This window comes from Halomonas sp. Cn5-12, from assembly GCF_021532545.1.
Taxonomy (GTDB): domain Bacteria; phylum Pseudomonadota; class Gammaproteobacteria; order Pseudomonadales; family Halomonadaceae; genus Vreelandella; species Vreelandella aquamarina.
Window position 1 is genome coordinate 1 of record NZ_JAKGAY010000070.1, and the last position, 3,241, is coordinate 3,241.

Consider the following 3,241-nt stretch of genomic DNA (forward strand, 5'->3'; position numbering starts at 1 on the left):
CTGAGGGGCAGGTTAAGAGCCACACAACAGCACCAACACCAACACCAACACCAACACCAACACAGGGGGGGGTGAAGAACCCACGCCTCAGCTCATCCATTAACCTCAAGTCCGACAGACTGCTAGGGGCGTGACATAGCGAATGTTGGAAACCTTCATGGCTTATCTCCTGCGCTGCGAAGGGAAAAACCGATCCAGGTTGCCGCACAGGCCAGCACGGTAACGACAATCGAAAGAACAAAACCGGTGGGCATCATCGCCCAGGCATCCCTGGCATGAGTCAGCGCATTGATAAAACCGACGATCCAGGTGACAAGCAGCAGACACAAATAAATCAGCGAGATGCCGCGACGTCGATGAGCCCGAAAAAGGCCGATAATGGCAGCCAATATCGCGAAACCAGTAAAAACAAGGCCGCCCGCAATAAGCCAGGAAGAGAAGGTGCTCCACTGGATATGGTAGCTAGTTGAGTAGAGGTAATCGCTTAACGCGGCACCCAGAAAGAGAGGAATAGTCCCTGCAAGCAGTACTGCATGAAGCGGATGTATTCCGCTTCGAACAGTGCGTTCAACAGTGGCTGTCACGGCAAACTCCTTATGCTGTTCAGCGAGTTAATGTACCTAAACTGGCATGGCGCATACGCGCATCCAGCCCAGGCAACGACATCATGTTCGTTGTGGCGGAGTATAGTTGACGATTGGGAACTTGCCCAAAGCGCAGCGGAGACTTGCACGCTACGTTTCGGCCCGTCCGTTATGGTGGCGGTTACTCAATTAAGAGGCGTTGAAGGGTGAGCTCATGCAGTCTGGAGTTTAGCGTTTCCAGCTCTCGTCAATCCGGCTGTAAACGCAAGGCATGCGAAGATGGTCACGGCATAGTTGATGTTTAACTGATCCATCAGCAGCCCGAAGATTGGCGCGCCTGCGGTTTGGCCGATAGCGATGGTCAAAAAGCCAATCATTAGACCCGTGGCCGGTCGATCGGGCAGTGCAGAGACACCCCATATTAGATAGACACCGGTGAGCATGATGTACGCTGCGCCGAAGAGCATGCCACCGCAGAGTGCCAATAAAGGCGTTGTGATACTGGTGCCAACTAACATAATGCCAGCCGCTAATGCCGCAAGAAAAAGCCAATGCGTGCGATCAATCCCGAACCGCGCGACTAACGTACCGGCCCCTGCGCCAGCGATACCGGCAGCACCAATAGCGATCCAAAGAAGCCCTGCGCCTGTCGAGCTCCAACCAAGCTGATGGGTGACGAGCTGACCGCCGAAAGACCAAAGCGCGGTACTGGACGCCCCCATCAAAAATGCGGCCGCGATCAGGCGAACAATAACGCCATTAATCGGTGGCAAGCCGGTGGCCGTTTTCGGGGCCGCTTTTGTTTCGCTGGGAACGATGAATGCCGCAGCTATCGCCATTATAAAAGCAGCGACAGCAAAGCCCGTGAAGGCCAACCGCCATTGTCCGCCTAGCATTAACGCGATTGGCCCCGAAAGCACCACCCCTGCGCTGGTACCAGCATTGATGATGGTGTTGGTAAGGCTTTGTCGATCAGGACGGACGATAACGGCAACCGCAGCTGCCATAGGGGGAGATGCTAGCCCGGTACTGGACCCTGCCAGCATGACCGCAGTGGCGAGCAATAGTGGAGACGGTGCTACTGCAATGCCCACCATGCCCACCGCTGCGACAAGGGCTGCTGCTACAGCAACGGCGCGGGCACCAATGCGTTCGGTTAGATACGCCGATAGCACGATGGCGACACAGTAGCCCAGAAAAGCACCGCCGGATATCAAGCCGCTGATGGTAGACGATAGGGAAAGGTCAGCATCGATTTGGGGCAGAAATAGCCCGAAGGCGAAGCGAGCAAAACCGTAGCAGACGGCAATCAGGCCAAAGCCTGTAGCGCCCAGGTAAAGGCTGGGATTCATGTGCGTGCCTGCTGGATGAGCGCTGACGCAGCGATACGCGCCGACGTTATTGACTCAGCCCCGCGATAGACCGCGGCCGCCGTCGCTCCTTCAAACAGAATAAGGATCTGTTCGGCCAGTTCAGGATTATGTTTGCCGCCGGTCTCTAGGAATACAATTGCCTGAATTTTCTCATACAGACTCGCCTTGTGTGCCAGCACAGCATTGGCAATTTCCGGTGTATCGCCACCGGTTTCGCCGTAAGCGCGCAGGAACAGGCACCCACGAGAGCCCTCGATCCGGACCCACTCTTCCAGCGCGCAAAATAGCGCCTCTACGCTCTCTACTTCGATGCGCTGCTGAAACCGGCGATGCCGCTCTGCGAGCACGTCAGTTATCAGCGCCGTTTTGCTGCCAGCATGTTTGTAGAGCGTGCGGCTCGACATGCCAGCAGCCTGGGTTAGTTTGTCCATTCCGGTGGCGGTAAAACCATGCCGGTCGAAAAGGAGTTCTGCTGCTGAAATAAGCTTTGTCTTGGTATCCATGCGCAAAGTGTAAAACGATCATTTTACATCGTCAATTGTTACCTTTTGCGATGGAGTGCATGGAGGCTCACATTTTGTTGAGCATCTCCACCGCCTGATCGAAGTGTCCATCCCGCTCCAACCAGCGCAGGAACTTCACGTTCTATCGCTGGTGCAGGACACGTCTGCGCGCCGCATAATGCCTGCATTGTTGATCAGTACATTGAGGTTGGGGGGCTCGGCGTCATTTGGTTGCCGGATTTCATGGCCAAAGGGCACGTATCCCGTGGCGAGCTGGTGCGTTTGTTTGATGATTGGCACCTCAATCCAATGCCAATGTACGTGGCGTTGCCGCCGAATAGGCGCGTTAGCGCCAAGCTGCGCGTGTTTATCGATTAGATTGTGGCGTTGATGGCGCAGCACGCACCTACGGTTGATCGACGGGGGATAGACGTTTGATAGGTGGGTGGGGCCGCGTTGGCTGATTCGCCATGATGCGCGCCAAGCGCTCCAGGGCCAGTTCAAGCCGCTCAATCAAGCCCTCCAACAATACCTGGCGGTCGGCGGGCACATCGCCGTAAGCCTTTATCGCCTCATCCAACTGCTGGCCTGCTTCACGAATCCATTGGGGTGGACGCCCGTTAGCGCTCTCTTCAAACCCGCTAGCTAGCGTGCCTAGCAGCCTGTCGGACTTTCCGTTGCACCGTGAGATACTGACCACCGTCATCGCCGAGCTGAGAAGATCGCCATGAGCCGCTTCATCCCTGTGGATCGCCAGACCGATTACCTGCTGCCGCCTTCG

4 protein-coding genes and 1 pseudogene are annotated in these 3,241 nt (G+C 56.0%); 1 reads left to right on the forward strand and 4 read right to left on the reverse strand.

From position 1 onward, the window contains the following. Positions 1-155: 155 nt before the first annotated feature. From L1249_RS17255 to L1249_RS17265, 3 genes are all read right to left on the reverse strand, one after another. Positions 156-584 (reverse strand): DUF2231 domain-containing protein, encoded by a 429-nt coding sequence (locus L1249_RS17255; protein WP_044629815.1) that lies wholly within the window; start codon positions 582-584, stop codon positions 156-158. A gap of 212 nt (positions 585-796) precedes the next feature. After that, positions 797-1,936 carry an MFS transporter gene (locus tag L1249_RS17260; RefSeq protein ID WP_044629814.1) on the reverse strand — a complete coding sequence of 380 codons (1,140 nt, stop codon included), beginning with the start codon at positions 1,934-1,936 and terminating at the stop codon, positions 797-799. Then, on the reverse strand, positions 1,933-2,460 hold the full coding sequence (locus L1249_RS17265; RefSeq protein WP_044629813.1) for a TetR/AcrR family transcriptional regulator: 528 nt from the start codon (positions 2,458-2,460) through the stop codon (positions 1,933-1,935). The genes L1249_RS17260 and L1249_RS17265 overlap by 4 nt, the downstream gene beginning before the upstream one ends. A gap of 243 nt (positions 2,461-2,703) precedes the next feature. Between L1249_RS17265 and L1249_RS17270 the strand changes: the two genes are divergently transcribed. Beyond that, positions 2,704-2,838, forward strand: a complete 135-nt coding sequence (locus tag L1249_RS17270) for a hypothetical protein (protein ID WP_235253799.1) — start codon at positions 2,704-2,706, stop codon at positions 2,836-2,838. A 28-nt stretch (positions 2,839-2,866) separates the two neighbouring features. Here L1249_RS17270 and L1249_RS17275 read toward each other — a convergent pair. Next, positions 2,867-3,241, reverse strand: a pseudogene (locus L1249_RS17275) (hypothetical protein); the annotation flags it as partial.